Origin of the sequence: Streptomyces glaucescens (assembly GCF_002154375.1) — a bacterium.
Classification (GTDB): domain Bacteria; phylum Actinomycetota; class Actinomycetes; order Streptomycetales; family Streptomycetaceae; genus Streptomyces; species Streptomyces glaucescens.
In genome coordinates this window covers 1-700 of the sequence record NZ_MUND01001012.1, presented here as the reverse complement: position 1 = coordinate 700, position 700 = coordinate 1, and the positions used below count along the sequence as shown (strand labels likewise).

Genomic DNA, 700 nt, shown 5'->3' with positions numbered 1-700 from the left:
GCCCAGGGCGTGTCCGGCACATCCGCCCGCCGTCCGCCCGGGGGGCGGGCGGGAACCGGCCGGACAGGCCTCAGCGCTGGCGCTGGGAGCGCCAGACCAGGAACACCGCCGAGGCGAGGGCCGCGCCCCGCAGGACCCAGGGCCAGGTCTCGCCGATCGCCGCGCTCATCTCGCCCTGCGCGATCGGCTCCCCCCAGCGGCCCTCCGTGCGGCCCCACAGCCAGGTGAAGCCGCCCGCGACCGCCAGCGCGGGGAGGACCACGACCGCCCACTTGATCTCGGCCTGGGTGAGGCGGCGCGAGAGGTAGACGATGAGCCACCCCAGGGCGAGGACGAGGAGGTGGCCGAGGGCCGCGCCGGCGACCAGGAGGGCGGCGGCGAGCAGCAGGAGCGGGTTGTTCCACCGGCCGGTGGACGGCAGGAAGCGGCGCCGCGGAGCCTCCTGCTCGGCCTCCTCGGCGTCGGTCTCGACGGGCGCCGGCCGTTTCTCCGCCACGGGTTCGTCCGCCGGCGGCGCCTTCAGCAGCTCCGGGATCTCCACGCCGCCGACGAACCCCGGCACCGCCTCCCCCGCGCCGAACGGGGTGCCGTCCACCCGCCACCAGTCCGGCCGGCCGGCGGACCCCCCGAGTTCGTCGAGGCTCGCCAGGTGGGGCGGGGCAGGGGCGTCGTCTGCCGGCCGGACTGGTGGCGGGTGGAC

1 pseudogene is annotated in these 700 nt (G+C 77.9%); it reads right to left on the bottom strand.

Annotated elements, in window-relative coordinates:
* Window positions 1–70: 70 nt before the first annotated feature.
* Window positions 71–700 (bottom strand): annotated as a pseudogene (locus CCN42_RS40215) (hypothetical protein); the annotation flags it as partial.